Source organism: Paracoccus sp. P2 (assembly GCF_046335115.1).
GTDB lineage: Bacteria > Pseudomonadota > Alphaproteobacteria > Rhodobacterales > Rhodobacteraceae > Paracoccus > Paracoccus pantotrophus.
Window position 1 is genome coordinate 37,495 of the sequence record NZ_JBGOSN010000012.1, and the last position, 26,862, is coordinate 64,356.

Annotated in this window: 25 protein-coding genes, 1 other RNA gene and 2 pseudogenes; 18 read left to right on the forward strand and 10 right to left on the reverse strand. The window is 68.4% G+C overall.

Annotated elements, in window-relative coordinates:
• Window positions 1-65: 65 nt before the first annotated feature.
• Together ACDP63_RS09815 and ACDP63_RS09820 are read right to left on the reverse strand one after the other, a co-directional pair.
• Complete coding sequence (locus ACDP63_RS09815) at window positions 66-899, reverse strand: lysophospholipid acyltransferase family protein (RefSeq protein ID WP_024843477.1); 834 nt, start codon at window positions 897-899, stop codon at window positions 66-68.
• Window positions 896-1,675, reverse strand: coding sequence for a GNAT family N-acetyltransferase (locus tag ACDP63_RS09820; protein WP_024843478.1), 780 nt, complete (start codon window positions 1,673-1,675; stop codon window positions 896-898). The genes ACDP63_RS09815 and ACDP63_RS09820 overlap by 4 nt, the downstream gene beginning before the upstream one ends.
• A 278-nt stretch (window positions 1,676-1,953) precedes the next feature.
• Between ACDP63_RS09820 and ACDP63_RS09825 the strand changes: the two genes are divergently transcribed.
• Window positions 1,954-2,511 carry a hypothetical protein gene (locus ACDP63_RS09825; RefSeq protein ID WP_024843479.1) on the forward strand — a complete coding sequence of 186 codons (558 nt, stop codon included), beginning with the start codon at window positions 1,954-1,956 and terminating at the stop codon, window positions 2,509-2,511.
• Between the two features lie 74 nt (window positions 2,512-2,585).
• Here the strand turns inward: ACDP63_RS09825 and ACDP63_RS09830 are convergent, their stop codons facing one another.
• A complete protein-coding gene (locus ACDP63_RS09830; protein ID WP_024843480.1) occupies window positions 2,586-2,780 on the reverse strand; it encodes a DUF3553 domain-containing protein in 195 nt (64 codons plus the stop codon).
• A 40-nt stretch (window positions 2,781-2,820) separates the two neighbouring features.
• On the opposite strand from ACDP63_RS09830, the gene ACDP63_RS09835 reads away from it, so the two are divergent.
• Window positions 2,821-3,477: a histidine phosphotransferase family protein gene (locus tag ACDP63_RS09835; protein WP_024843481.1), complete on the forward strand. Its 657-nt coding sequence runs from the start codon at window positions 2,821-2,823 to the stop codon at window positions 3,475-3,477.
• Between the two features lie 43 nt (window positions 3,478-3,520).
• Here the strand turns inward: ACDP63_RS09835 and ACDP63_RS09840 are convergent, their stop codons facing one another.
• The 7 genes from ACDP63_RS09840 to ACDP63_RS09870 all read right to left on the reverse strand — a co-directional run bounded on the left by ACDP63_RS09840 (window position 3,521) and on the right by ACDP63_RS09870 (window position 10,245).
• Window positions 3,521-4,792 carry a glutamate-5-semialdehyde dehydrogenase gene (locus ACDP63_RS09840; RefSeq protein WP_024843482.1) on the reverse strand — a complete coding sequence of 424 codons (1,272 nt, stop codon included), beginning with the start codon at window positions 4,790-4,792 and terminating at the stop codon, window positions 3,521-3,523.
• Between the two features lie 70 nt (window positions 4,793-4,862).
• Window positions 4,863-5,216: a transfer-messenger RNA gene (gene ssrA, locus ACDP63_RS09845) on the reverse strand.
• Between the two features lie 174 nt (window positions 5,217-5,390).
• Window positions 5,391-6,443: a PotD/PotF family extracellular solute-binding protein gene (locus ACDP63_RS09850; RefSeq protein ID WP_024843483.1), complete on the reverse strand. Its 1,053-nt coding sequence runs from the start codon at window positions 6,441-6,443 to the stop codon at window positions 5,391-5,393.
• Between the two features lie 72 nt (window positions 6,444-6,515).
• Entirely contained in the window at window positions 6,516-7,475 is a 960-nt protein-coding gene (locus tag ACDP63_RS09855) for a TPM domain-containing protein (RefSeq protein WP_409928009.1), read from the reverse strand.
• Between the two features lie 21 nt (window positions 7,476-7,496).
• A complete protein-coding gene (gene ppk2 / locus ACDP63_RS09860; RefSeq protein WP_051419747.1) occupies window positions 7,497-8,414 on the reverse strand; it encodes a polyphosphate kinase 2 in 918 nt (305 codons plus the stop codon).
• A gap of 2 nt (window positions 8,415-8,416) precedes the next feature.
• Window positions 8,417-9,343: a homoserine O-succinyltransferase gene (metA, locus tag ACDP63_RS09865; protein ID WP_024843486.1), complete on the reverse strand. Its 927-nt coding sequence runs from the start codon at window positions 9,341-9,343 to the stop codon at window positions 8,417-8,419.
• A complete protein-coding gene (locus ACDP63_RS09870; RefSeq protein ID WP_024843487.1) occupies window positions 9,343-10,245 on the reverse strand; it encodes a hypothetical protein in 903 nt (300 codons plus the stop codon). Before ACDP63_RS09870 ends, metA begins: the two co-directional genes overlap by 1 nt.
• A gap of 271 nt (window positions 10,246-10,516) precedes the next feature.
• Here ACDP63_RS09870 and ACDP63_RS09875 point away from each other — a divergent pair, with 271 nt between their 5' ends.
• From ACDP63_RS09875 to recN, 16 genes and pseudogenes are all read left to right on the forward strand, one after another.
• Window positions 10,517-11,497 carry a TerC family protein gene (locus tag ACDP63_RS09875; protein ID WP_024843488.1) on the forward strand — a complete coding sequence of 327 codons (981 nt, stop codon included), beginning with the start codon at window positions 10,517-10,519 and terminating at the stop codon, window positions 11,495-11,497.
• 227 nt (window positions 11,498-11,724) lie between these two features.
• Entirely contained in the window at window positions 11,725-12,894 is a 1,170-nt protein-coding gene (locus ACDP63_RS09880) for a putative peptidoglycan glycosyltransferase FtsW (protein ID WP_024843489.1), read from the forward strand.
• Entirely contained in the window at window positions 12,891-13,979 is a 1,089-nt protein-coding gene (locus ACDP63_RS09885) for a UDP-N-acetylglucosamine--N-acetylmuramyl-(pentapeptide) pyrophosphoryl-undecaprenol N-acetylglucosamine transferase (RefSeq protein WP_024843490.1), read from the forward strand. Before ACDP63_RS09880 ends, ACDP63_RS09885 begins: the two co-directional genes overlap by 4 nt.
• Window positions 13,976-15,403 (forward strand): UDP-N-acetylmuramate--L-alanine ligase, encoded by a 1,428-nt coding sequence (murC, locus tag ACDP63_RS09890; RefSeq protein WP_024843491.1) that lies wholly within the window; start codon window positions 13,976-13,978, stop codon window positions 15,401-15,403. Before ACDP63_RS09885 ends, murC begins: the two co-directional genes overlap by 4 nt.
• Window positions 15,400-15,675, forward strand: a complete 276-nt coding sequence (locus tag ACDP63_RS09895) for a DUF2484 family protein (RefSeq protein WP_024843492.1) — start codon at window positions 15,400-15,402, stop codon at window positions 15,673-15,675. The genes murC and ACDP63_RS09895 overlap by 4 nt, the downstream gene beginning before the upstream one ends.
• A gap of 12 nt (window positions 15,676-15,687) precedes the next feature.
• A complete protein-coding gene (locus ACDP63_RS09900) occupies window positions 15,688-16,059 on the forward strand; it encodes a hypothetical protein (RefSeq protein ID WP_024843493.1) in 372 nt (123 codons plus the stop codon).
• Window positions 16,060-16,109: 50 nt separating this feature from the next.
• The gene (locus tag ACDP63_RS09905; RefSeq protein ID WP_024843494.1) at window positions 16,110-16,604 is read left to right on the forward strand and encodes a cell wall hydrolase; all 495 of its coding nucleotides are present in this window, start codon (window positions 16,110-16,112) and stop codon (window positions 16,602-16,604) included.
• 115 nt (window positions 16,605-16,719) lie between these two features.
• Window positions 16,720-16,994, forward strand: a pseudogene (locus ACDP63_RS09910) (UDP-N-acetylenolpyruvoylglucosamine reductase); the annotation flags it as partial.
• A 36-nt stretch (window positions 16,995-17,030) separates the two neighbouring features.
• Window positions 17,031-17,771: pseudogene (gene murB / locus ACDP63_RS09915) on the forward strand (UDP-N-acetylmuramate dehydrogenase); the annotation flags it as partial.
• A gap of 132 nt (window positions 17,772-17,903) precedes the next feature.
• Window positions 17,904-18,827, forward strand: coding sequence for a D-alanine--D-alanine ligase (locus ACDP63_RS09920; protein WP_024843496.1), 924 nt, complete (start codon window positions 17,904-17,906; stop codon window positions 18,825-18,827).
• On the forward strand, window positions 18,815-19,849 hold the full coding sequence (locus ACDP63_RS09925; RefSeq protein ID WP_024843497.1) for a cell division protein FtsQ/DivIB: 1,035 nt from the start codon (window positions 18,815-18,817) through the stop codon (window positions 19,847-19,849). The genes ACDP63_RS09920 and ACDP63_RS09925 overlap by 13 nt, the downstream gene beginning before the upstream one ends.
• A 22-nt stretch (window positions 19,850-19,871) precedes the next feature.
• Window positions 19,872-21,206 carry a cell division protein FtsA gene (gene ftsA / locus ACDP63_RS09930; protein ID WP_024843498.1) on the forward strand — a complete coding sequence of 445 codons (1,335 nt, stop codon included), beginning with the start codon at window positions 19,872-19,874 and terminating at the stop codon, window positions 21,204-21,206.
• Between the two features lie 220 nt (window positions 21,207-21,426).
• Window positions 21,427-23,037, forward strand: coding sequence for a cell division protein FtsZ (gene ftsZ / locus ACDP63_RS09935; protein ID WP_024843499.1), 1,611 nt, complete (start codon window positions 21,427-21,429; stop codon window positions 23,035-23,037).
• A gap of 235 nt (window positions 23,038-23,272) precedes the next feature.
• Entirely contained in the window at window positions 23,273-24,211 is a 939-nt protein-coding gene (lpxC, locus tag ACDP63_RS09940) for a UDP-3-O-acyl-N-acetylglucosamine deacetylase (RefSeq protein ID WP_024843500.1), read from the forward strand.
• Window positions 24,212-24,339: 128 nt separating this feature from the next.
• A complete protein-coding gene (locus ACDP63_RS09945) occupies window positions 24,340-25,182 on the forward strand; it encodes an outer membrane protein assembly factor BamD (protein ID WP_024843501.1) in 843 nt (280 codons plus the stop codon).
• Window positions 25,183-25,189: 7 nt separating this feature from the next.
• Complete coding sequence (gene recN / locus ACDP63_RS09950) at window positions 25,190-26,848, forward strand: DNA repair protein RecN (protein ID WP_024843502.1); 1,659 nt, start codon at window positions 25,190-25,192, stop codon at window positions 26,846-26,848.
• The last annotated feature ends 14 nt before the right edge of the window (window positions 26,849-26,862 follow it).

Genomic DNA, 26,862 nt, shown 5'->3' on the forward strand with positions numbered 1-26,862 from the left:
TCCGTCATGCAAATACCCCGCCGGCCTCGTCACAGGCGGCGCGCGCGCCGGCTATGCGGCAGAGTTCAACCTGCCGCGAACCCTTCGCGGACGGAGGCCTCGGCCTTGGCGGCCAGCGTCTTGCGGGTTTCTTCCGCCACCGGGATCGGCGCGTGCAGCCGCACTGTCACCGAGCCTTGCGGATATTGCGCCAGCACCGCCAGAAGATGCGGCCCCAGGTCCATGTCGCCCCACCAGCCGTAGAAGCGCGGGTCGCGGCCCTTGGGCGCGCGATAGGCGGCGCTCATCGGCTGGATCGCCAGCCCCTCGGGCAGGGCCGGGTCGAGGAAGCCCTGGAACAGCGTGGGCTTGAAGGGCAGCACGCGGCGTCCGTCGCTGCTGGTGCCCTCGGGGAAAAACAGCAGGCGGTGGCCGGCGCGGGTGCGGGCGGCGAATTCCTCGGCCTGGGCGCGGGCGAGCCGGGGGTCGCGGGCGACGAAATGCGTGTCGGTGACGCGGGTCAGGATATTGATGCCCGGCCAGCCCGCCACCTCGGATTTCGAGACGAAGAACACCGGCATCGCCGCATTCAGCACGAAGATGTCGAGCCAGCTGGAATGATTCGCCACCACCGCGCCGGGGCCGCGCATCGGCCGGCCGACGCAGCGCCAGCGCAGGCCCATGATCCACAGGCAGATGCGGCAGACGCCCTGCACCCAGGGGCCGGTCAGGGGCCGGCGCGGGCCGGTGAACAGCCGCTCGGCCAGGCGCAGCGGCAGGATCAGCAGCACGCCGAGCGCCAGCACCAGCACGATGCCGCCGCCGCGCAGCAGCACCAGCAGCCAGCCGAGCGCGCCGGGACGCGGAATGGCCGGCGGCGCGATCTCGTCCCGCCAGGTGGCGCGGTTGCCCTGGCTCATTGCCCCTGCCGGGCCTCGTAGAACTTGCGATGCTTGGCCGACATGGCCTGGGTATCGACCATCAGGAAGACATCGGTGGTGTTGAAGGCGCGGTCCAGCCAGGCGCCCTCGCCGACCATGCCGCCCAGCCGCAGATAGGCCTTGATCAGCGCCGGCATGCCAGCCATGGCGGCGCGGCGGTCCAGCTCTTGGGGCGTGATCAGATCCATGCGACGATAGCCGTCGGGCCGGGCGCGGGGCCGGATCGCCTCGGGCGCCAGGTGGTGATGGTGCAGCCAGCTGAGCGGCTGGGCCAGCGCCTCCACATCCGTGCCGTGGAACGAGGCGACGCCGAACAGGATCTCGATCCCGCGCGCCAGCACGTAATCGGCCAGCGCATTCCACATCAGGAACATGCCCGAGCCGCCGCGATAGGCCGGATCGACGCAGGACCGGCCCAGTTCCAGCAGCGACCGCCCCGAGGCGCGCAGCGGCGCCAGGTCGTATTCGCTGTCGCAATAGAAGCGGCCGAAGGCCTCGGCCCGGTCGCCCGGCAACAGGCGATAGACGCCGACCACATGGTCCAATGCCTCGCGCGAGCGGCGGTGGTCTACCAGCACCAGGTGATCCACCACCGGGTCGAACTCATCCCGCTCGAAGCGGTTCACGTGATCGACCAGCGGGCCGTCGCCGCCCAGTTCCTCGACGAAGACGCGATAGCGCAGGCGCTGCGCGGCCAGAAGGTCGGCCTCGTCTGTGGCCAGGCCTGTGGTGAAATAGGACGTCTCTGGCGTCATCTCTGCGGCCTGGAACCCTGCCTGGTTGCGTCTGGTTCCGTGTCTAGGCGGGTGCGGTGAACATTGCAACTGCCGCACCGCCCGGCAACTCAGGGGCGATTGACAGCCGGAAAAGTTCAATTACTCTGCACTGACCCTTGCAGAGAGCCCGGCTGCGAGCAGTTGCGGCCGGCAACACAGTTTTAATGATGGCCGCATATGCGGGAGATCGCGATTGGATCAGTATGATGCAAAAGCAATTTGCGATTCAAGGAAGTATAGAAAGCAGGGTATAACGAATGACTGAAGCGCCGGCAAAGATCGACCGTGGGTTCGCCGAGGTGAGGAATAGCGACGGCTCGATGAGCGTCTCTTATAAGACCGACGGAATGGGCTGGATCGCAAGGATTGTCCTTGTTCTGCCGTTTTGGCTTGTCATCTCTCTCTTGTTTGTGACGGCAGGCGGGACTGAAAACGTCGTCCTGTTCTACCCCATAACTTTCGGCTTGACGCTTCTCGCAATATATCTGTTTACTTTTGGAAAGACCAAGGAATTCAAAATATACCCCAACGGGTTCTCTGTTGATGGCCGGCGCTACGAATTTGGAGGGGTCAAGGGGATCTTTCTCGACAATCCGGCTGACAAATCCGGTCCTGTGACATCCAAACCCATTGGTTTCATCGACGGGGGAAGCGGTGTCTTGGAGACTATGGCCGCCATGCTGCGGTCTCGTCGGCAGCTTTGGTCGGCTCTGTCACCGGGCTGCAAGGTGCGGCATATGAGGGTAATATTGCCAGGCGGTTCAGGGTTGGATTTAGGTGTGGCGCCAAGAATGCTTGTCTCGTCAGGAATGTAAGGCTCGGCGTTGCTGAATCCATTTTCGACTATCTGACCAAGAAGAACTGATATCCAGCCTCGGCAACCCTAGCCTCAGGAGGTTGTCGATTGGGACGATAGCGGCGGAAGGAGAATAAGAATGATATGCCTGCCATCCACCACCTGCTTGCCCGCATGGGTGAAATTCACGGTGATGCGGTCGCCGACGCGCGATTGCACCTGGCCGGTGCCCCATTCGGGTGCGCCGGGGTGGCGCACGATCATGCCGGGTTCCAGGATTTCATTCATCTTAGGCCCCTTCCTGAAGCATCATGCAGGCTAGCCTTCCATGGACGATCTGACAATCCATTGCCCGCTCGGCACTCCCGACGTCCTGCCGCCCGAGCGGCTTGCCGCGCTGGTCGGTTCGCGGCTGTGCCATGACATCGTCTCGCCCCTGGGGGCGATCGGCAACGGGCTGGAGCTGCTGCAGCTTTCGGGCGCCTGGCCAGGCATCGACGACAGCCCCGAGATGCAGTTGATCGCCGAAAGCGTCGAGGCGGCGCGGGCGCGGATACGCTGGTTCCGCGTGGCCTTCGGCCATGCTGCGCCGGACCAGCGCCTTGGCCTGGCCGAACTGGCCGCGCTGCTGGCCGAGGTCGAAAGGGGCGGGCGCATCCGCCTGCGGCTGGAGGCCGAGGGCGATCTGCCGCGCATCGAGGCGCGCCTGATCCTGCTGGCGCTGATGTGCCTTGAGACGGCGATGCCCTGGGGCGGCAGCGTGCTGGTCTGCCGCGGTGCCCAGGGCTGGCGGCTGGTCGCCGAAAGCAGCCGCATCAGGCCGGATCCGGCGCTGTGGTCCTGGCTCGGCCCCGATCGGCACCGGGCGCGGCCCGAACCGGGCGCCTCCGAGGTGCATTTCCCGCTGCTGGCCGGTTTCGCCTGCGCCGCCAATCGCCCGCTGGCCTGGGAACTGGACGAGAGCGGCGGCGAGATCTCGTTCTGAGGCCCGGATCCCACCGGGTTTCAGTGCCCGGCTTGTGTTGGCGTCAGGTCCGGATGGTGCCGTCGCCGGTGACCAGATACTTGAAGCTGGTCAGCTGCTCGGCGCCCACCGGCCCGCGCGCATGCATCTTGCCGGTGGCGATGCCGATCTCGGCGCCCATCCCGAATTCGCCGCCATCGGCGAATTGCGTCGAGGCGTTCTGCATCAGGATGGCGCTGTCGAGCCCGTTGAAAAAACGCTCGGCGGTGGCGTCGTTCTCGGTCAGGATCGATTCGGTATGGCCCGAGCCATAGCGACGGATATGGGCGATCGCCTCCTCGACGCCGTCGACCAGCTTTACCGCGATGATCTTGTCCAGGAACTCCTGCCCGAAATCCGAGGGCTCGGCCGGCACGGTGCCCGGCACCTTGGCAAGCTCGCCTTCGGCACGGACCTCGACGCCCGCGTCCAGCAGATCCTGCACCAGCACGGGACCGTGCCTGGTGTAGAACTGCCAGTCGATCAGCAGGCATTCGGCGGCGCCGCAAATGCCGGTGCGCCGGGTCTTGGCGTTCAGCACCACGCGGCGCGCCTTGTCCAGGTCGGCGTCGCGGTCGGCATAGACATGGCAGATGCCCTCCAGATGGGCAAAGACCGGCACGCGGGCTTCCTTCTGCACCAGCCCGACCAGGCCCTTGCCGCCGCGGGGCACGATCACGTCGATGAATGCCTGCGCGCGCAGCATGGCGGCGACGGCCTCGCGGTCGCGGGTCGGCACCATCTGCACCGACGCCTCGGGTAGGCCGGCCTGCGTCAGGCCCGTCACCAGCGCCCGGTGGATCGCGGCCGAGCTGTTCAGGCTTTCCGAGCCGCCGCGCAGGATCACCGCATTGCCCGCCTTCAGCGCCAGCGCCGCGGCATCGGCGGTGACATTGGGGCGGCTTTCGTAGATCACGCCGATGACGCCCAGGGGGGTCGCGACGCGCCGGATATGCAGCCCGTTTGGCCGGTCCCATTCCGCCAGCACGCGGCCCACGGGGTCCGCTTGCGCCGCGACCGAGCGCAGCCCCTCGGCCATGGTGCGGATGCGCGCGGGATCGAGCTTCAGCCGGTCGAGCATGGCGGGGGAGAGGCCCTTCTCCTCGGCGTAATGCATGTCCTCGGCATTGGCGTCGAGGATGGCGTCCTCGGCCCTCAGGATCGCATCGGCGGCACCGATCAGGGCGGCATGCTTGCGCTCGGCCGAGGCCTCGGCCAGCAGGGCGGCGGCGGCGCGCGCCTTTGCGCCCAGATCCGCGATCAGCGCATCGGCATCGGAGGAGGTCAGGTCTTTCATGGCGGCATTCCCTTGCATGTGGCCTGAGATAGGCCCGGGCGCGCCGAAAAACCAGAGATTAAAGGGGGAAGGTGCAGGATTCTGTTGCCAGGCTCCTGCGGGCCCCGCCTTACGCTGCTAGGCGGAAGGGCTTGAGTTTCGGTTGCCCGAGCTGCTTACGCAGCCAGAGCCACCGGAGCACGGTTGTCGTTGGCAACTGTACATTTTGCACCGATGACGGTGGTAGCTCACCGAGACAAAGCAAACAGCTTTAGACGTTCGTCGATCCTGTTTCGGCCCCATGCGCCCCCAACGAGGGATGATGGTGGAGCCGCCGGGTACCGCCCCCGGGTCCGATCCGCTTATTACCTGCGCGTTTATGTCCATAGTCCGGGCGAACCCGGACAAGCCGAATATAGGCGCCGCCATTCTCGCGCGCAAGGAGGGGAACGCTGTTCCCCTCTTGTCCCGCTGCGCGGACCAATTCACCCCATGGGGTATTTGGAAAACGGAGAATAACGGGGCGCAACGCCCCGGCCTTCTTCGTTCCTGAAATACCCATGCGGCCGTGCCGTCGGCGGAAGGCCCCGCTTTCGGGGCGGGGCGCTGCAAGGGTCGGTCAGAAGCCGGCCTTGATCTTTTCGAATTCCTGCAGCTGCCTTTCGCGTTGCTGCGGGTCGTTCGGGGTCTGGGCCAGGATCGGGGCGTCCACGGGCGACAGCCCTTCCTGCACCGCCGGCTCGTCCTTGATCGTCTCCATGGCGACGGTCGAGGTATGGCCGTAGCCGATCGTGTCCAGCAGGCCCTTGGCCGCCTCGGGGGCGAGCCAGGCGTTGATGAAGTCGTAGGCCTTGTCCTCGTTGCCCGGCCCGCTCTTCAAATTGATGAAGCCGCAGAAGAAGGTCGAACTGCCTTCCTTGGCCGCGCGCTGGAAGCCGACCGGGAAGCCGTCGTTTTCCAGCAGCACCACGCCGTCGTTCCAGGACCAGGCCACGTCCACCGCGCCCGAAGCCATCAGCTGCGCCTGTTCGGCCGGGTCGGCCCAATAGGCGGCGACGTTCTGATGCGCCTGGCGCAGCCAGTCGGCGGCGGCCGCGAACTGCTCGTCGGTCACTTCGGTCCAGTCGGTGGTGCCGGTGGCCAGATAGGCCAGCGCCCAGACATCGTCGGCCGAATCGGGCAGCGAGGTGCGGCCCTGGTATTTCGGGTCGATGAAGATGTTCAGGCTGGCCACGTCCTCGGCCGGCACGGTCTCGGTATTATAGGCCACCGCGGTCGCGCCCCAGTCGGTCGGGATGTACCAGACACCCTCGTCGTCCTTGAAGATTTCCGAATCGAGGAATTTCGCATCGAGGCTTTCGAAGGCGGGGATCTTCGAGACGTCCCAGGGCTCGATCAGCCCGGCATCGCGGTATTTCGACACCATTTGCGAGCAGGGATGGGCGACATCGGCTTTGAAGCCCGAGGCGAGCTTTTGATAGGCCTCGTCATCGTCGCCGTAGAAGACGAAGGTCGGGCCGGTGCCATGCTTGTCGATATAGCCCTGGAAGATCACCGGCTCCTCGAACCCGGCCCAGTCGAAGACCGTCAGTTCGGGATCGGCGGCCCAGGCGGCCGTCAGGCTGGTGCTGGCAAGCGCGAGCGCCAGGGCGGGGAAGCGGAAAAGTTTCATGTCGGAGCTTTCCTTGAAGGCAGTCTGGCCTGACGCTAGCCGTCCCGCCGCGACCTCGCAAGCGCGGCGGTGCTACCAGCGCCCCGAGGCGCCGCCGCCCCGCGACGAGCCGCCGCCGAAGCCCGAGTTGCCGCCCGCGGCCCTGTTGGTCCGGCTGCGCAGCACGGCGCCGTTCGGGTCGTACCAGACCGTTTGCCGGCGCAGGCGCTGGCGGGATTCGGACCAGTCGCAGGCCGGGCAGCGCCGCGTGACATCGTCATGCGAGACCATGTGGCCGCCCTCGGGCAGCGGGGTTTGCAGGGGCGCGACCTGCGTTTCCAGGCCGCGGTGCCCGCATCGCGGGCAGCGGTTGCGTTGCCAGAGCTGCCGGGCGATGGCGCCGAGGATCAGGAGCCAGGCGCCGCCGAAGGCAAGGGGGACGATACGGTCCATCAGCTCACGTTCGCGCGTCCCGAGCGGCTGACCCGTCGCGACGGGGCGGGCGATCAGCGTGATCACCGCCAGCGTGCCGTCGCGGATGCCCTGCGACATCCGGCCGTCGCGAAAGGCGGGCAGCATGGTGTTGCGCATGATCTCCTGCGCCAGGATGTCGGCGTCGTTTTCATAGCCGCGGCCGAGTTCGATCCGCGCCTCGCGGTTCTCGGCCAGCACCAGGACCATGAAGCCGTCGCTGCGCGCACCGTCGCCCACGCCCCAATGGTTGAAGAGCCGGGTGGCGAAGGGCTCCAGCCCGTCGGACCCGCCGTGGCGCGCCCGGTCGGTCAGGGTGACGACCGTGCCCTGGATACCGGCATCCTTGCGCAGCCCAGCCAGGGCCCTGTCGAGGGCCTGGGCATCCTGGGGCGCGAGCAGCCCGGCGAAATCGTTGACATGCAGGTCCTGCCAGTCGGGCAGATCCTGTGCCTGTGCCTGTGCCTGTGCCTGTGCCTGTGCCTGGACCGGGGCGAGGACCGCCAGCCAAATCAGCGCGCACAGCCATGCCGCCTTGCGGGCGATCGCGTTGGCCGGGGTGGTCCTGAACGGCCGATCCATCGTTGCCCCCTGCCTTGCCCGCTATCCCGGCAGGATCTCGGGGCCGCCGGTGATCTGCGGGTCGGGCTGGCCGATTACCTCGTCGTCGCGGCCGGCGAAATCGACCGCGCGCAGGATGGCCTGGATCGCCGCGATGCGGGCGCGGCGCTTGTCGTCGGCGCGGATCACCGTCCAGGGTGCGATGCCGGAATGGCTGCGCAGCAGCGTGTCCCGGATCGCGGCGCCGTAATCGTCCCATTTCGCCAGCCCCTCGACGTCGATGGGGCTGAGCTTCCATTGCTTCAGCGGATCCTGCTCGCGGTCGAGGAACCGCTTGAGCTGCTCGGCCCGGCTGACCTCCAGCCACAGCTTGACCAGGATCACCCCGTCATCGACCAGCATGGTCTCGAACAGCGGCAGTTGGCGAAAGAAGGTCTCGCGCTGTGCATCCGTGCAGAAGCCGAAGACCTTTTCGACCACGCCGCGGTTGTACCAGCTGCGGTCGAAGAGCGCGATCTCGCCCCTGGCGGGCAGCCAGTCGACATAGCGCTGGAAATACCATTCCCCGGCCTCACGCTCGCTGGGCTTGGGCAGGGCGACGATATAGGCCGAGCGCGGGTTGAGGTTCTCGCGCACCCGCTCGATGGTGCCGCCCTTGCCGGCGGCGTCGCGGCCCTCGAACAGCACCACCATGCGCTTGCCGGTATGGATCACGTCGCGCATCAGCCGCACCAGCTGCAATTGCAGCCCGGCCATCCGCTCGTCGTAATCCTTGCCCTTCATCTCCTCGGCATAAGGATAGGAGGGATCGGGGATGCGCTTGCCGTCCGCCGCCGCCACGGTCTTGCGCAGCGCCTCGGGCGCGTCCTGTTCCAGGTAGCGGGTGATTGCGCCGACAAAGGGCAGGTCGGGCAGAGATCCCCGCTTGCCGGTCCCGTCCTTGGCGCCATTGCTGGCCATGCTTAAGCCTCGCCGATGCGGTTCAGGTCGAAATGGGTGGTCTGGTAGATCTCGTTGATCCAGTTACCATAGAGCAGATGCGCATGGCTGCGCCAGCGGTTCGTCGGCGCGCGCGACGGGTCGTCGTCCGGGTAGTAGTTCACCGGCACCTCGATCGGCTTGCCCGAGGCGGCGTCGCGGTCGTATTCGTCCTTCAGCGTCGTGCTGTCATATTCGAAATGGTTGAAGACATAGAGCGCGCGATGGCAGGGGTCTTGCAGCAGGCAGGGCCCGACCTGGTCCGAGGCGATCAGCGTCGTCAGCGCCGGGATGGCGTCCACCTCGTCCTGGCGCACCTCGGTCCAGCGGCTGACGGGAACCAGCACGTCGTCGGAAAAGCCGCGCAGATAGGGGCTGGAGGGCGCCAGGTTGCGGTGGCGGAAGCAGCCGAAGGCCTTGCGGTCCAGCATGTGCTTTTCCAGGCGGTGGAAATGCCAGGCCATCGCCATGCCGCCCCAGCAGACGCCGAAGGTCGAATGCACATGGCTTTGCGTCCAGTCGAAGACGCGGGTCAGTTCGTCCCAATAGGTCACGGCCTCGAAGGGCAGGTGCTCGATGGGCGCGCCGGTGATGATGAGCCCGTCGAACTTCTCGCCCGTCTCCTCGACCTCGCAGAAGCGGCGATAGAAGGATTGCAGGTGATCGGCCGCGGTGTTGCGGCTTTCGTGGTCGGACATGCGGATCAGCTGAAAGTCGATCTGCAGGGGCGTGGCGCCGATCAGCCGGGCGAACTGGTTCTCGGTCTGGATCTTCTTGGGCATCAGGTTCAAAAGCCCGATGCGCAAGGGCCTGATGTCCTGCGTCGCCGCCCGGCCCGGCGACATGACCATGACGCCTTCGTTCGACAGGATGTCATAGGCCGGCAGGTCATTGGGCAGGGTGATGGGCATCATGCGTCCTTTCTGTCGATCGTTCCGGCAAGGGCGGCGCCGGCGGGCCGTCGGTCTATGGCATGGCCGATCAGCGCGATCAGGTCTTGCGGGCCTGTCACCCGTGCCACCTCCTCGGCCAGCAGCGTCACGCCGCGCCGGGCCATCGCCTCGTAGCGCGGCTGGCGATGGGCCAGCGCGCGGGCATAGGTCCAGCGGATGAAATCGTCGGGATTCACCTGATCCTCGCGCAGGCCCTTGTCGACCCGGTAGTCGGTCCAGGCCCGGTCCAGGAAATCCGGCTGGTAATACATCGGCTTCGGCGCGCGGTCGAAGCGGCGCACCAGTTCCTCGGTATGCGCGTCCGAGCCCTTGATCCAGACCAGCAGCAATTCGCGCTCCAGCGCGTCCAGCACCGGGTCGGTCTTGGCAAAGGGGTCCACCACCTCGCAGACCGAGCCGCCGGAATCGCAGACGAAATTGCCCAGGTTGTAGATCTCCTGCGCGCGGCGGATGAAATGCCCGGTATCCAGCAGCGCCGCGATCTCGGCCATCCGGTGCTGGTCCTGGCGGCGCATATATTCGTCAAATTCCAGCCCGCCGCGGGTGACGCTGCCGGGCTTGCCCAGATAGGTGGACAGCGGCGCCAGGTTCTCGAAGGTGATGTTGCTGGCGATATAGACCGAATCCGACAGCAAGAGTTCGCGCAGGAAGGGCACCTTCATCGCCTCGCGCTTGAAGTTGTCGGCGATCAGCTCGCCCATGTAGCGGGTGCCGATGCGGTAATCGACCGAATAGTGGAACCATTCCCCCGAGCCGCGCAGCATCGAGGCCAGGAAGGTCTTGCCCAGCCCGGACATGCCGAAGAACAGCACGCGCTTGCGGGGTGCGGCCAGCCATTCGGCCTTGGTCTGGTAAAGCATGGGCGATCCTTTTGCGAGGCTTGGCGATAGTTAGTCCCGCGCAGGGCCAAGGAAAAGGGGTGGCTGTTCCCGCCGATCGGCCCGCCGCCCGGAAAAGCGATTGGCCCGGTCTTGCATCCCGGCCCCGAGCCCCTATCTGGGGCGGGCGGACCGGGCCCCTCTGACGACGCCAGTCGTGATGTCGGACCGCATTGAGCCTTGCTCGGTGCCAGCCCGGAACCCTTTCCCTTCCAAGGCTTCGCACCGGCTTTCGTTCAATGTGGAGCCTGGCATGGAACCTTTCTACCTGACCCTCTTTCTCGGTACGCCGATCTGGCTGTGGCTGGTCTTCGTCGGCCTCGTCGCGGCGTTGCTGGCCTTCGACCTCGGCGTGCTCAACCGCGGCGACAAGGAAATCGGCGTCGCCGAAAGCCTGAAGCTCTCGGGCTTCTACGTCACGCTGGGCGTGCTTTTCGGCGGCTTCGTCTGGTATCAGCTGGGCAGCAATGCCGCCGCCGAATACATGACCGCCTTCGTGGTGGAAAAGACGCTGGCGATGGACAATGTCTTTGTCATCGCGCTGATCTTCGCCACGCTGTCGATTCCGCGCCGCTACCAGCACCGGGTGCTGTTCTGGGGCATCCTGGGCGTGATCGTGCTGCGCGGCATCATGATCGGCGTCGGTGCGACGCTGGTCGCGCAATATGGCTGGATCCTCTATGTCTTTGCCGGCTTCCTGATCCTGACCGGCATCAAGATGCTGTTCATCGGCGACAAGGAGCATGACATGGGATCGAACCCGGTCCTGAAGTTCCTGCGTCGCCGGATGCGGCTGACCGACGAACTGCACGGCCATGCCTTTGTCGTGAAGAGGTCCGACCCCGCGACCGGCCGCATCCGCCGTTACGCCACGCCGCTGCTGTTGGCGCTGGTGATGATCGAGATCGCCGACGTGATCTTCGCGGTCGATTCGGTGCCGGCGGTCTTTGCCATCACCGCCGACCCCTATATCGTCTACACCTCGAACATCTTTGCCATCCTGGGCCTGCGCGCGCTGTTCTTCGCGCTGGCGGCGATCATCCACCGCTTCGAATATCTCAAGCAGGCATTGGCGGTGCTGCTGATCTTCATCGGCTCCAAGGTGTTCCTGGCCGACCTGATGGGGCTGGCGAAATTCCCGCCCGCCGTGTCGCTGGGCATCACCTTCGCCATCCTCGGCGCCGGCGTCGGCTGGTCGCTGTGGCGCACCCGCAAGGACGTGGCGCGCGCCTGAGCGCCGGATTTCCGCCGCCGCGCCCGGCCGCGCGGTTGCCGTCGGGTATTTGAAGAACGGAGAAGGCGGGGCGGCGGGGTGCGAAACCCGGCCGTCTTCCGCACGATGTGATCCGGGCTGCCACCACGTCACTCAATCCGCAGTAGCGCGCCACGGCCAATCGCGCTATGCTTCCGCCCAGACCCGGCAAACGGGCGATGCAAACGAGGCAGTGACGGCGGTAACCCATGACCGAGATGGTCTTTGGCACCACGCCCTTGCGGGCAGGTGACCCGATTCTTCCACGCTGGTGGCGCACGCTGGACCGATGGTCCCTGGCCTGCGTGCTGGGACTGTTCGCGGTCGGGCTGCTGCTGGGCCTGGCGGCCTCGGTGCCCCTGGCCGAAAAGAACGGCCTGCCGCAATTCTATTACGTCACCCGCCAGGCGGTCTTCGGCGCCATGGCGCTGGCGGCAATGCTGGTGATCTCGACCTTCTCGCCCAGGATGGTGCGGCGGATCGGCGTGCTGGGTTTTCTGGTCGCGCTGGTGGTGCTGATGGCGCTGCCCTTCATCGGCACCGATTTCGGCAAGGGCGCGGTGCGCTGGCTGCGCCTGCCCGGCGGCATGTCGGTGCAGCCTTCCGAGTTCCTGAAACCCTGCTTCGTCGCCATCTGCGCCTGGTTCATGGCCGCAAGCCAGGAGGTCGGCGGCCCGCCCGGCAAGTCCTTCTCCTTCGGGCTCGCGGTGGTCGTGGTGCTGCTTCTGGCCATGCAGCCCGATTTCGGCCAGGCCTCGCTGGTGCTGTTTTCCTGGTGCGTGATGTATTTCATCGCCGGCGCGCCGCTTTACCTTCTGGGCGGTGTGATGGGGCTGGCCTGTGTCGGCGGCGTCTTCGCCTATGGCGCATCCGAGCATTTCGCCCGCCGCATCAACGGTTTCCTTGCGGCCGAGGTCGATCCGCGCACCCAGCTGGGCTATGCCACCAACGCCATCCAGGAGGGCGGCTTCTTCGGCGTCGGCGTGGGCGAGGGCTCGGTCAAGTGGTCGCTGCCCGACGCCCATACCGATTTCATCATCGCCGTTGCGGCCGAGGAATACGGGCTGATCCTGGTGCTGATCATCATCGCGCTTTACGCCACCATCGTCATCCGCTCGCTTCTGCGGCTTCAAGGCGAGCGCGATCCCTTTGCCCGCATCGCCGGCACCGGGCTGGCCTGCGCCTTCGGCGTGCAGGCGCTGATCAACATGGGCGTGGCGGTGCGGCTTCTGCCGGCCAAGGGCATGACGCTGCCCTTCGTCAGCTATGGCGGCTCGTCGGTGATCGCCTCGGGCATCGCCATGGGGATGCTGCTGGCGCTGACCCGCTCGCGCCCGCAGGGCCGCATCGGCGACGTGCTGGGCCGGGGCCGGGGATGAGCGCGGCCCCGCTTTGCCTGATCGCTGCCGGCGGCACCGGCGGCCACATGTTCCCGGCGCAATCGCTGGCCGAGGTGCTGCTGGCGCAGGGCTGGCGGGTGAAGCTGTCCACCGACGAACGCGGCGCGCGCTATGCCGGCGCCTTCCCGGCCGAGGTCGCGCGCGAGGTGGTCAGCTCCGCCACCACCGCGCGCGGGGGGGCGCTGGCCAAGCTCGCCGTGCCCTTCCGCATCGGCGCGGGCGTGCTTTCGGCCATGCGCCGGATGCGGGCCGACCGTCCGGCCGTGGTGGTGGGCTTCGGCGGCTATCCGACCATCCCCGCCATGTCGGCGGCGCTGGTCCTGCGCATCCCGCGCATGATCCACGAGCAGAACGGCATCATGGGCCGGGTGAACATGGCCTTCGCCCGCCGGGTGGACCGCGTGGCCTGCGGCACCTGGCCGACCCGGCTGCCGGCCGGCGTGCAGGGCATCCATACCGGCAACCCGGTGCGCCAAGCGGTGCTGGACCGCGCCGGCGCGCCCTATATGCCGCCGGGCGAGGGCCCGCTGCGCCTGCTGGTCATCGGCGGCAGCCAGGGCGCGCGCGTGCTGTCCGACATGGTGCCCGAGGCCATCGCCGGCCTGCCCGACGAGATGCGCGCCCGCCTGTCGGTCAGCCACCAGGCCCGTGCCGAGGATGGCGCGCGCGTCACCGCCGCCTATGCCGCGGCCGGCGTCGATGCCGAGGTCCGGCCCTTCTTCGACGACGTGCCCCGGCGGCTGGCCGAATCCCAGCTGGCCGTCAGCCGGGCCGGGGCATCGTCCATCGCCGACATCACCGTGATCGGCCGCCCGGCGATCCTGATCCCCTATGCCGCGGCGACCGGCGACCACCAGACCGCCAATGCCCGTGCCCTTGCGGAATCCGGCGCGGCGATCCTTTTGCCCGAATCCGTGCTTGACGCCGAGAGCCTGAGGCGCGACATCCGGGACATCCTTTCCGACAGCGCCCGCGCCACCGCCATGGCCGCTGCCGCGCTAACGCTTGCCCGCCCCGACGCGGCGCAGCGCCTTGCAGATCTAGTGACGGAACTGACCCGATGAACGCAGCGACCAAACTTCCGGGCGAGCTTGGCCCCATCCATTTCGTCGGCATCGGCGGCATCGGCATGTCCGGCATCGCCGAGGTGCTGATGACGCTGGGCTACCAGGTGCAGGGTTCTGACGCGAAACGCTCGAAGATCACCGACCGCTTGCAGGCGCTGGGCGCCACCGTCTTCGAAGGACAACGTGCTGAAAACATTGGCGAAGCCGGCGTGGTGGTGATCTCGACCGCCATCAAGAAGGGCAACCCCGAGCTTGAGGAGGCCCGCCGCCGCGGCCTGCCCGTCGTGCGCCGGGCCGAGATGCTGGCCGAGCTGATGCGGCTGAAATCCAATGTCGCCATCGCCGGCACCCATGGCAAGACCACGACCACCACCATGGTCGCGACGCTGCTGGATGCGGGGGGCTTCGATCCGACGGTGATCAACGGCGGCGTCATCCACGCTTACGGCTCGAACGCCCGCGCCGGCGCCGGCGAATGGATGGTGGTCGAGGCCGACGAATCGGACGGCAGCTTCAACCGCCTGCCCGCGACCATCGCCATCGTGACCAATATCGACCCCGAGCATATGGAGCATTGGGGCAGCTTCGATGCGCTGCGCAAGGGCTTCCAGGATTTCGTCTCGAACATCCCCTTCTACGGCCTTGCCGTCTGCTGCACCGACCACCCCGAGGTGCAGTCGCTGGTCGGCAAGCTCTCCGACCGTCGCGTCGCCACCTTCGGCTTCAACGCCCAGGCCGACGTGCGCGCGATCAACCTGCGCTATGAAAACGGCGTGGCGCATTTCGACATCGCCCTGCGAGGCGAGGCCGAGTTGAACGACGGCGAGGTGCCGGTGATCGAGGGCTGCACCCTGCCGATGCCGGGCGATCACAACGTCTCGAACGCGCTGGCCGCGGTGGCCGTCGCCCGCCACCTGGGCATGAAGCGTGCCCAGATCCGCGAGGCGCTGGCGCGCTTCGGCGGGGTCAGCCGCCGCTTTACCCGCGTGGGCGAAGTGAACGGCGTGACCATCATCGACGATTACGGCCATCACCCGGTCGAGATCGCGGCGGTGCTGAAGGCCGCGCGCCAGGCGACCAGGGGCCGGGTGATCGCCGTGCATCAGCCGCATCGCTATTCCCGGCTTTCCAACCTGTTCGACGATTTCTGCACCTGTTTCAACGAGGCCGATGTCGTCGCCATCGCCGAGGTCTATTCCGCGGGCGAAGAGCCGATCCCCGGCGCCTCGCGCGACGACCTGGTCGCCGGGCTGATCGCGCATGGCCACCGCCACGCCCGCGCGGTAATGGACGAGGGCGACCTGGAGCGGCTGGTGCGCGAACAGGCGCGGCCGGGCGACATGGTGGTCTGCCTGGGCGCCGGCACCATCTCGGCCTGGGCCAACAACCTGCCCGAGCGGCTGACGGAGAAGGCCGCGTGATCGCGCTGGCCAGCCATCCCGCCACCGCGGCGCTTTGCGCCCTGCTTTGGGGCGTGATGGCCTGCCTTCTGCCCTTTCTGCGGCTGCGCTGGCGCCATTCGGCGCTTTGGGCGCTGGTGCTGTGCGGCGTGCCGGTGCTGGGCTGGATGACCTATCTCTGCGGGCCCGGCTTCGGCGTGCTGTTCCTGGCGCTGGGGTTGTCGCTGCTGGTCTGGCCGCCCTTCGATCCGCGCCGTCGCCGGCGCGCGCTGACGCAGCGCGGCCTGCGCTAGGAACCGCCGGCGATGATCGCGGCATGGCTGATCGTCCTCGTCACGGTGGCGCTGGCCGCCGCCATCGGCATCCGGCGCGCCGCTGCCCGCTCGTTCCGGGTGCTGGGGGCCGAACTGGCCCTGCTGCTCGGCGCGGCCTGGCTTTGCTATCTGATCGGCGATGGCAAGACCGGCGGCGGCTATCTGGCCGGCATCATCGGCGCGCTGCTGTCACTCTTGCTGCTGATCGCGGCGGGAGGTCTGGTCGCGGGCGCGCTGCTGCGCTGGATTTACGACCGCTTGCGGCCGACGGCAGGCATGCGCGCACCGTTCGCGCGGCCCTGGGACATCGTCGGGCTTGGCTGCTTCGCCGCGCTGGCGGTAATCCTCAGCGCGCTGGAATAGCCGGAGACGGGACGAGAAAGGGGGGCGGGATGACGGTGACGGAAACCAGGATGCGGGTCCGGGCGCGGGCGGGTCTGGGCGCGATGCTGGCGCTTGCCCTGGCCGGGCTTGCCGGCTGCGGCCGCGGCGGAATGAGCGAGCTGGAATGCATGGAGCGGGTGATCTATTTCGAAGCGAACCGTTCGAGCCGCGACGGCATGATCGCCGTCGGCAACGTGGTCATGAACCGCGTCCGGGCGCAGGGCTATCCCAACACGGTCTGCGGCGTGGTCGGGCAAAAGGGCCAGTTCGCGCCGGGCGTCCTGACCCGGCGGATGGATTCGAAATCCCTGCCGGCGGTGCGCGAGGCCGCGATCGCGGTCCTGCGCGGCGAAAGGCAGCCGGGGATCGGCAATGCCATGTTCTTCCACCAGAAGGATCATCGCTTCTCCTATGGCAACATGCATTACGTCCTGGTTGCAGGGGGCAATGCCTTTTACGAAAAGCGCAAGAGCCATCTTGTGACCCAGCCCGTGCCTCCGGCCCCGGTGGACGGGCTGCGCTAGAGGCGCGGCGCGTCTCGGCGGGCCGCAGCCGGAACCCTGGCGAACCGCGCCGGAAAGCGGTTGTGCCATGCGGGCCGGATTGACGGCGCGCGCAAGGCTGATTAACCACCGCGCCATGACCCAGACGCCTCCCACGCCCCGCGGCGCCCTGACCCCGAACCGAGCCCTTGCCGATCTGACCTGGCTGCGGGTCGGCGGGCCGGCCGACTGGCTGTTCCAGCCAGCGGACGAAGCGGATCTGGCGGATTTCCTGCGCGGCCTTGACCCGGCGCTGCCGGTCTTTGCCATGGGCGTCGGCTCGAACCTGATCGTGCGCGACGGCGGCATCCGCGGCGTGGTGATCCGGCTGGGACGCGGCTTCAATGGCATCTCCTGCGAGGGCGGCATCGTCACCGCGGGCGCGGGGGGGGGGGGGGGGCAGGGTNCGGCTCGAACCTGATCGTGCGCGACGGCGGCATCCGCGGCGTGGTGATCCGGCTGGGACGCGGCTTCAATGGCATCTCCTGCGAGGGCGGCATCGTCACCGCGGGCGCGGCGGCGCTGGACGCCCATGTCGCGCGCCGCGCCGCCGAGGCGGGGCTGGACCTGACCTTCCTGCGCACCATTCCGGGCAGCATCGGCGGGGCGGTGCGGATGAACGCGGGCTGCTATGGCAGCTATGTCGCCGACCACCTGATCTCGGTCCGGGCCGTGGCCCGCGACGGCAGCCTGCACGAGATCGCGGCCGCAGACCTGCGTCTGGCCTATCGTCATTCCGAGATCCCCGAGGGCTGGGTCGTGACCGAGGCCCGCTTTCGCGCCGCGCCGGGCGATCCCGCGGGACTGGCCGCGCGGATGGAGGAACAGCTGGCGCGCCGCGATGCGAGCCAGCCCACGCGCGAACGCAGCGCCGGCTCGACCTTTCGCAACCCGGCCGGGTTTTCCTCGACCGGGCGGGCGGATGACAGCCACGAGCTGAAGGCCTGGTCGCTGATCGACGCTGCCGGCCTGCGCGGCCACCGCCTGGGCGGGGCGCAGATGTCGGAAAAGCACCCCAATTTCCTGCTGAACGCCGATGGCGCCACCGCCGCCGAGCTGGAGGCCCTGGGCGAATTGGTGCGCGCCCGCGTGCGCGAGGCCAGCGGGCACGAGCTGCAATGGGAAGTCATCCGCGTAGGCCAGCCCTAGGAACCGGCCGTAACCCGCCGTCATCGCCGGAAATATCGCGCAAGACGCGAAAAGGGACTTTTGCGATTCCGCCCAAGCGGCTATCCTGACCGCATAATTACCCGGATCAACCGGGGAACATGAGGCAGAACATTGGCGGGCAGGTCGAGCAGGTCGGCCCCGAAAGTCGCAGTCCTGATGGGCGGACCCTCGGCCGAGCGCGAGGTTTCGCTCTCGTCGGGGCGTGAATGCGCGGTTGCGCTGCGGCAGGCGGGCTATGAAGTCGTCGAATTGGATGCGGGCAGGGATCTGCCCGCGCGTCTGGCCGAACATGCGCCGGACGTGGTCTTCAACGCCCTGCATGGCCGTTGGGGCGAGGATGGCTGCGTGCAGGGCCTGCTGGAATGGCTGGGCTGGCGCTATACCCATTCCGGCGTGCTGGCCTCGGCGCTGGCCATGGACAAGTCCCGCGCCAAGGAGATCCTGCGCCTTGCCGGCCTGCCGGTGCTGGACAGCCTGATCGCCGATGCCGCCGAGGTGCGCGCCCGTCACGTCATGGCGCCGCCCTATGTGGTCAAGCCGAACGACGAGGGCTCCTCGGTCGGGGTCTATATCGTGCACGAGGCCGCCAACGGCCCGCCGCAGCTTTCCGACCGGATGCCCGCGCGGGTCATGGTGGAAACCTATGCGCCGGGGCGCGAGCTGACCGTGGCCGTGCTGGGCGACCGCGCGCTTGGCGTGACCGAGATCGTGACCGAGGGCTGGTACGACTACGACGCCAAATACAAGCCCGGCGGCTCGCGCCATGTCATCCCCGCCGAGATCCCGCCGGAAATCGCCGCCGCCTGCCGCGACCAGGCCGTGCGGGCGCATCGGGCGCTGGGTTGCCGCGGGCTGACCCGCACCGATTTCCGCTGGGACGAAAGCCGCGGGCTGGGCGGGCTGATTATCCTCGAGGTGAACACCCAGCCCGGCATGACCCCCACCTCGCTTGCCCCCGAGCAGGCGGCCCATGCCGGCATGGACTTTCCCGCGCTTTGCCGCTGGATCGTCGAGGAGGCGCTATGCAGGGCCTGAACCCCTTTCACCGCGGCCAGGGGCCGGGCGGGCGGCCGGCGCCGGTGCGTCCCGCACCCGCGCGTCCCGCCCCGGTGGCGCCGCGCACGCCGCGCAAGGATCCCGCGCCCTCGCGCCTGGCCTACCGGCTGAACCGGATGATGCTGCGGCCGCTGGTGCGGCGGCTGGTGCATGTCGGCCTGCCCGCCTTTCTGGCGGCGCTGGTGGCGGGGATCTGGCTGTCGGACGACACGCGCCGCGCCAACCTGACCGGCGGCATCGACGCCATCGTGGACCGCATCCAGCACCGCGACGAATTCATGGTCAGGATGATGACCATCGAGGGCGCCTCGCCCGCGGTGGACAAGGGGCTGCGCGCCATGCTGCCGGTGGACCTGCCGGCCTCGAGCTTTGACATCGACCTGGAAAAGCTGCGCGAGCGAGTGCTGAAGCTGGATGCCGTCGAGGCGGTGGACCTGCGCATCAAGCCGGGGGGGGTGCTGTCGGCCGTCGTGACCGAACGGGTGCCGGCCCTGTTGTGGCGCCATGCCCGCGGCATCGAGCTGCTGGACAAGACCGGGCACCGCGTCGCCTCGGTCACGGGGCGCGAGGTGCGGGGCGACCTGCCCATCGTCGCCGGCGAGGGCGCCGACCGCGCCGCGGCCGAGGCGCTGGCGCTGATCGATGCCGCCGGGCCGATCCTGCCGCGGCTGCGCGGGTTGGAGCGCATGGGCGAGCGGCGCTGGGACGTGGTGCTGGACCGCGGCCAGCGTATCAAGCTGCCCGAGGACAAGGCGCTGCAGGCGCTGGAGCGCGCCATCGCGCTGGACCGCGCGCTGCACATGCTGGACCGCGACCTTTCGGTCGTCGACCTGCGGCAGGAGGCGCGGCCCGTGGTGCGGCTGGGGCTGGAGGCGCAGAACGCCATCCGCCGCGCCCGCGGCCAGCCGGAACTGGGCGCGGACGGATTGCCGCTGCCGCCCGACGCCGCGGCGGGGGCGACGGCGGGCAAGGCGGCAAAGACCGCGCGGAAAAGCGGCTGACAGCGCAAAGGAGGCAGGTGAGATGAAGGATCTGTATCAGGGCCAGCGGGCAATGCGGAACATGCGCCGCCAGGCCATGCAGCGCGGCGTCATCGCGGTTCTGGACATCGGAACCTCGAAGATCGCCTGCCTGGTGCTGCAATTCGACGGCCCGAGCCAGTTCCGCGAGACCGACGGCGTCGGCCCCATGGCCGGCCAGTCGAATTTCCGCGTCATCGGCACCGCCACCACCCGCGCGCGCGGGATGCGCTACGGCGAGATCGAGACCATGGCCGAGACCGAGCGCGCCATCCGCACCGTGATCCAGTCGGCGCAGAAGGTCGCGGGGGTGCGCGTCGATCACGTCATCGCCTGCATCTCGGGCGCGCGCCCGGCCAGCTATGGCCTGGCCGGCGAGATCGTGCTGCCCGCCGGCAAGGTCGGCGAGGGCGACGTGGCCCGTGTCCTGGCCGCCTGCGAGGTGCCCGATTTCGGCCGCGGGCGCGAGGTGCTGCACGCCCAGCCGGTGAACTTTGCGCTGGACGGCCGCTCGGGCCTGTCGGACCCGCGCGACCAGTCGGGCAGCCGGCTGGCCTGCGACATGCATGTGCTGACCATCGACGGCGATGCGGCCAGCAACCTGGTGCATTGCATCCGGCGCTGCGACATGGAACTGGCGGGCGTGGCCTCGGCCTCATACGCCTCGGGCCTTGCCGCGCTGGTCGAGGACGAACAGGAGCTGGGCGCCGCCTGCATCGACCTGGGCGGCGGCACCACCGGGGTTTCGGTCTTCATCAAGAAGCACATGATCTTTGCCGATGCCGTCCGCTTCGGCGGCGAGCTGATCACCCAGGACATCGCCAAGGGGCTGCGCGTCAGCCATGCCGTGGCCGAGCGGCTCAAGACCCTGCATGGCGGGCTGGAGGCCACCGGCCGCGACGACCGCGAGATGATCGAGCTGGGCGGCGAGACCGGCGACTGGGACACCGACCGCCGCAGCGTCAGCCGCGCCGACCTGATCGGCATCATGCGCCCGCGGGTCGAGGAGATCCTGGAAAAGGTGGGCGAGATCCTGGGCGCGGCCGGCTTCGACTGCATGCCCTCGCGCCAGATCGTGCTGACCGGCGGCGGCAGCCAGATTCCGGGGCTCGATGCGCTGGCCGCGCGCATGCTGGGGCAGAACGTGCGCATCGGCCGGCCGCTGCGCATCCAGGGCCTGCCGCATAACGCGACCGCGCCGGGCTTTTCCTCGGCCATCGGACTGGCGCTGCTGACGGCGCATCCGCAGGACGAATGGTGGGATTTCGACATGCCCGCCGAGCACTATCCGGCGCGCAGCCTGCGCCGGGCCTATCGCTGGTTCCGCAACAACTGGTAGGGGCGCGGAACCCGGATGCGGTGGTGTGGGCGGGCGCCTCCACCACATGCAGCAGAATGGGCAAGATGCCGCCGAAAACACCAGCGCCCACCGCGATATTTGGTGTGCGAACTGTGTTTTTCGGGTGACGCTCGGCGCGAATCTGGCTAGGCTGGCCGGTATACGGGGATTCGACCGGACTGCGCTTATGTCCGGCGCAACAGATGAAGGCAGGCGAGAGATGGAACGGCAGATTCACCTGATGCTGAATGATGACCAGGAACTGAAGCCGCGCATTACCGTCTTCGGCGTCGGTGGCGCGGGTGGCAATGCGGTCAACAACATGATCGACAAGCAGCTGGAGGGGGTCGAGTTCGTCGTGGCGAATACCGACGCCCAGGCGCTGCAATCCTCCAAGGCCGAAAGCCGCATCCAGATCGGCCCGAAAGTGACCGAGGGGCTGGGCGCTGGCGCCAAGCCCTCGATCGGTGCCAAGGCCGCCGAGGAGACGATCGAGGACATCGTCGATCACCTGATGGGCGCGCATATGTGCTTCATCACCGCCGGCATGGGCGGCGGCACCGGCACCGGCGCCGCCCCGATCATCGCCCAGGCCGCGCGCGAGATGGGCATCCTGACCGTCGGCGTCGTGACCAAGCCCTTCCAGTTCGAAGGCACCAAGCGCATGCGCCAGGCCGAGGAGGGCGTCGAGGCCCTGCAGAAGGTCGTGGACACGCTGATCATCATCCCGAACCAGAACCTGTTCCGGCTGGCCAACGAAAAGACCACCTTCACCGAAGCCTTCGCCATGGCCGACGACGTGCTCTACCAGGGCGTCAAGGGCGTGACCGACCTGATGGTGCGTCCGGGCCTGATCAACCTGGACTTCGCCGACGTGCGCGCGGTGATGGACGAGATGGGCAAGGCGATGATGGGCACCGGCGAGGCCTCGGGCGAGAACCGCGCCGTGCAGGCCGCCGAGAAGGCCATCGCCAACCCGCTGCTGGACGAGATCAGCCTGAACGGCGCCAAGGGCGTCTTGATCAACATCACCGGCGGCTACGACCTGACGCTGTTCGAGATGGACGAGGCGGCCGAGAAGATCCGCGAGAAGGTTGATCCCGACGCCAACATCATCGTCGGCTCGACGCTGGACCCGTCGATGGAAGGCTCGATCCGCGTCTCGGTGGTGGCCACCGGCATCGACGCCTCGGCGGCCGAGCTGCCCGTGCCGCGCCGCGGCATGAAGGAGCCGCTGACCCAGCACCCGCCCGTCGCGCAAAAGCCCGTCGAGGAAGAGCTGCCGGTTCCGCCGCGCCGCGCCGCGCCCCTGGTCGAGCCCGCCCCGGCGGCGCGCGTCCAGCCCTCGGCTCCGGCGGCACGCTATGACGAGGACGACATGCCGCGTCCGGCCTATCAGCCGGACCTGCGCCAGCCCGCCGCGCCCAGCGACGCGCTGAACGGCGATGCGGGCGGCTTCGTCGCGCCCACCCGCCCGCAGGCCCCGGCCGGCACGCCTTCGGATGCGGTGATGCAGCGCCTGGCCGCTGCCGTGCAGAAGGCGCCCGAGCGCCAGGCCGCGGCCCAGAATCGCGCCGCCCAGCAGCAGCCCGCCGAGCAGGGCCGCGCCCAGGGCCGCATGGGCGGGCTCAGCCGGATGCTGGAACGCATCTCGGGCCATGGCGAGCAGGCGGACAAGCCCGCGCCCTCGACCATCGCCGAACGCGTGAACGAGCGCGTCGCGGCCCGCAACCGCGGCGGTTTCGACGCCGGTTTCGACGATCTGGCCAGCCCCGACCGGGGCGGCGACAATGTCGAAATCCCGGCTTTCCTGCGCCGCCAGGCGAATTGAGCCGATCACAAATTTCCGGCGACGACTTCGTGAAGGACCGCTTCGGCGGTCCTTTTTTCATTTTTGATCATGGCGTTACCGATGCAGGTGGGGGGCGGGGCGCAAGCCGCGGCCGATTGTTTCACCCCGTTACAAAAGGTTATTTGAGCAATCGGCGGGGGATGCCTAACTGATCCTTGCGCCGCGGATTTCTTGCCGTGGCACGCTCAGTTCACAAGAATCGGCAGGCAAGACCATGCAGACCACCATCGCTCAGAAAGCCCAGTTCCGCGGCGTCGGACTGCATTCGGGTGCGGCCGTGCGGCTGACGATCCTGCCGGCGCCGGCGGATCACGGCATCGTCTTCGTGCGCACCGACCTGGGGGGCGCCCGGATCCCGGCGCGCTGGGACCATGTCACCCCCTCGCAGCTTTGCACCCTGCTGGACAACGGCCGCGGCGCCACCGTCTCGACGGTCGAGCATGTGATGGCCGCGCTGTCGGGCACCGGCATCAACAATGCCGTGGTCGAGGTGAACGGGCCGGAAGTGCCGATTCTCGACGGTTCCTCGGCGCCTTTCGTGCAGGGCATCCTGGAAGCCGGCCTGCGCCGGCAGGCGGCGCCGCTGCGCGCGATCCGCGTGCTGCGCGAGGTCGAGGTGCGGCAGGGCGAGGCTTTCGCCCGCCTCTCGCCCGCCGACCACCTGGAGATCCATTTCGACATCGACTTCGTCGACGCGGCGATCGGCCGCCAGGAAAAGCACCTCGACATGGCAAATGGCAGCTTCGTGCACGAGCTGATGGACAGCCGCACCTTCTGCCGCCAGGCCGATGTGGTGCAGATGCAGCGGAACGGGCTGGCGCTTGGCGGCACCTATCTGAACGCGGTGGTCGTGGATGGCGACCGGGTGCTGTCGCCGGGCGGGTTGCGCCACCGCGACGAGGCCGTGCGTCACAAGATGCTGGACGCGGTGGGCGACCTGGCGCTGGCCGGTGCGCCGCTCCTGGCGCGCTATACCGGCCACCGCGCCGGCCATGCCATGACCAACAAGCTGCTGCGCGCGCTTTTCGCCCAGCCGGAGGCCTGGGAATGGGTCACGCTGACCCCGGCGATGGAAAGCCGTCTGCCCGGCGCCGGGGTGATCGCCTCGGCCGCGCGCCTCGCCCCTCGCAACCGCCAGTTGGCCGTCGCCTGAAGGTGGCGGCCCTGCGCCGGTTTAGCCGTTTTGGCATTTTGCGCAGCCCGATTTTCTGTGCTAGGACGGCCGGGCCGCGCGGGCCTTCTGCCCATGCGGGAACGTGAATTTCTGACGGGCGGGATGGAATGACAGGCATCAGATCGGGTTCCTTGGTCGCGGCTGTGCTGTCGTTGGGCCTGCTGGCGGGCTGTTCGGGCGGTGCGGGGAAAAAGCCCGAATCATTCGAGAATTTCACCGCCGAACAGATCTACAAGCGCGGCGAATACGAGCTGGAGAATTCCCGCCGCCCCAAGGATGCGGTGCAGTATTTCTCCGAAGTCGAGCGGCTTTACCCCTATTCCGAATGGGCCAAGCGCGCGCTGATCATGCAGGCCTATGCCTATCACCGTGCCCGCGACTACGAAGAGGCGCGCGGCGCCGCGCAGCGCTTCATCGACACCTATCCGGGCGACGAGGACGCGGCCTATGCGAAATACCTGCTGGCGCTCAGCTATTACGACCAGATCGACGAGGTCGGCCGCGACCAGGGCCTGACCTTCCAGGCGCTCCAGGCGCTGCGCGAGGTGATCGAGCAATATCCCGACACCGAATATGCCCGCTCGGCCATCCTGAAATTCGACCTGGCCTTCGACCATCTTGCCGCCAAGGAGATGGAGATCGGCCGCTACTACCTCAAGCGTGGGCATTACACCGCGGCGATCAACCGTTTCCGCGTCGTGGTCGAGGAGTTCCAGACCACCACCCACACCCCCGAGGCGCTGATGCGCCTGGTCGAGGCCTATCTGGCGCTCGGCCTGAACGACGAGGCACAGACGGCGGGCGCGATCCTGGGCCACAACTTCCAGTCCTCGCCCTTCTACCAGGATGCCTTTGCGCAGCTGCGCGGCCGCGGCCTGCAGGCCGAAGCGCGCGGCGACAGCTGGCTGACGCGGGTCTATCGCCAGGTCATCCAGGGCAAGTGGCTGTAGCCCGGCGATGCTGCGGCATCTCGACATCCGCGACATGTTGCTGATCGACCGGCTGGAACTGGAGTTCCGGCCGGGCCTCAACGTGCTGACCGGCGAGACGGGGGCGGGCAAATCGATCCTGCTCGACTGCCTGGGCTTCGTGCTGGGCTGGCGCGGCCGCGCCGATCTGGTGCGCGCCGGCGCAAGCCAGGGCGAGGTGACGGCGGTCTTCGACCTGCCGCCCGGCCACCCCGCCCGCACCCTGCTGGACGAGGCGGGCTTTCCGGTCTCGGACGAGCTGATCATCCGCCGGGTGAATGCCGGGGACGGGCGCAAGACCGGCTGGATCAACGACCGCCGCGCCTCGGGCGAGGTCTTGCGCACGCTTTCGGAACTGCTGGTCGAGCTGCATGGCCAGCATGACGACCGCGGCCTTCTGAACCCGCGCGGCCACCGGCTGCTGCTGGATGCTTTTGCCGGGGTGGACCTGGGGCCGGTCCGTGCTGCCTGGGCCGCCCGGCGCGAGGCGCGCGCGGCGCTGGAACGGGCCGAAGCGGCGCTGGCGGCGGCGAAGGGCGAAGAGGATTTCCTGCGCCATGCCGTGGCCGAACTCGACAAGCTCGATCCGCAGTCGGGCGAGGAGGCGGAGCTGGACACGCGCCGCCGTGCCATGCAGGGCGCCGAACGCATCCGCGAGGACGTGGCGCGGGCCTTGCAGGCCCTGGGGCCGCAAGGGGCCGAGGGCGCGATGCTGGATGCCGCGCGCTGGCTCGACGGTGCCGCCGAGCGGGCCGAGGGCCGGCTGGAGGCGTCCGCCGCCGCGCTGCAGCGGGCGCTGATTGAGCTGGGCGAGGCGGTCTCGGGCGTCGAGGCGGCGCTGGAGGCGATGGATTTCGACCCGCGCGAGCTGGAGACGACCGAGGAGCGGCTGTTCGCGTTGCGGGCGCTGGCGCGCAAGCACGATGTGCTGGCCGACGACCTGGCAGGGCTGGCCGATGCCTTGCGGGCCCGGCTGGGCCGGATCGACGCGGGCGAAGGCGACCTGGCGCGCCTGCGCGAGGCCGTGGCGGCGGCCGACGCCGCCTATGGCGCGGCCGCGGCGGCCCTGTCGGAGCAGCGCGCCGCGGCCGCCAAGCGGCTCGATGCCGCGATGGCGGCCGAACTCGCGCCGCTGAAGATGGAGCGGGCGGTCTTCGAGACCCGGCTTTCCGCGGCCGAGCCGGGCCCCGAGGGCTGCGATGCCGTGGCCTTCACCGTCGCCACCAATCCCGGCGCCCCGGCCGGGCCGCTGGACCGCATCGCCTCGGGCGGCGAGCTGTCGCGCTTCCTGCTGGCGCTCAAGGTCTGCCTGGCGCGCGGCAATGACGCGCTGGTGCTGATCTTCGACGAGATCGACCGCGGCGTCGGCGGCGCCACCGCCGATGCGGTCGGCCGTCGCCTGGCGCGGCTGGCCGAGGGCGCGCAGGTGCTGGTCGTCACCCACAGCCCGCAGGTCGCGGCGCTTGGCGGGCATCATTTCCGAGTGGCGAAATCGGTCGCGGGCGGCATGACCACCTCGAACGTCGCTGCGCTGACCGCCAGCCAGCGCATCGAGGAAATCGCCCGCATGCTCGCCGGCGAAGAGATCACCGCTGCGGCCAAGGCGGCCGCGCGCGCGCTGCTTGAGCCCAAGGTCGTAGGCTCCTGATGCCGCATCCTGGG